The following is an 890-nucleotide window of genomic DNA, read 5'->3' as shown; positions in this document are numbered from 1 at the left end:
GCAAAAGCGGAGCAAGCGCAACAAGAAGCATCAGAAGCCTCTAGAATAGCCAATGAAGCGAAGGTAACAGCAGAGCAGGCATTGCAAGCCGATAGACAAGCGGTTCGTGAAGGCGAAGAAGCAAGCAAAGGTTTAGCAGAATCCGTTCAGAAGAAAACAGAGGAAGCCGAGAGAGTTGCGCAAGACAGTAAAAGAGTTTGTGAAGAAGCCAAGCAGCTAGCAACAGAAGCCAAAGACGCCTCCACTCATGCGCTAACCTCAGTCAATGAAGTCAAGAATCTTTCTGAAGAAGTTAAAGGCTTAGCAGAAAAAGCGACGACGGCATCTACAGAGGCGCAAAAGATTTCAGAACAAGCGTTGAGAGAAGCAACTGCTTCGAAAGCCACGGCGGATACAGCGTCCAGTACAGCCAATAATGCCAAGGGAATTTCTGAGGAAGCTAAAACAGTTTCAGAAGAGGCAAAGAACCTTGCACAGACAAGCAAGAATGCTTGTGATGAAGTCAAGCAAACGATAGGTGATGTTAAAAGCGTTGCAGAAACGGCATTATCGACAGCCAATACAGCCAAGCAGCAAGGAGATGAGATAAGCCAACAAACCTCAGAAGCATTGACGAAGTCTGGAGAAGCGAAGACCTTATCAGAAGAAGCAAAGGCTAAGGCAGAAAGGGTGGAGACCATTGCGACGGAAGCGAAATCTACAGCGGCGACAGCATTAACAGAAGCAAGAGAAGCTAAGAGTACGGCATCTGAGGCGAAGGGCTTGGCGGAAGAAGCCCAACAGGGTGCAACAGAAGCAACGCGAATAGCCAACGAAGCAAAAGCAGCAGCAGAACGGGCGACAAGTGTTGATAGACAAGCGGTAAGTGCTGGTGCAGAAGCAGTCAAGAG

At 48.4% G+C, this 890-nt stretch carries 1 pseudogene; it reads left to right on the top strand.

Annotated features, from left to right (window positions below):
* Nucleotides 1-890: pseudogene (locus ACFINC_RS10135) on the top strand (hypothetical protein); the annotation flags it as partial.

This window comes from Bartonella sp. AP58NXGY (genome assembly GCF_042195785.1).
Classification (GTDB): domain Bacteria; phylum Pseudomonadota; class Alphaproteobacteria; order Rhizobiales; family Rhizobiaceae; genus Bartonella.
Note: the sequence above shows the minus strand (reverse complement) of the source record. Positions and strands in the feature narration are given on the sequence as shown.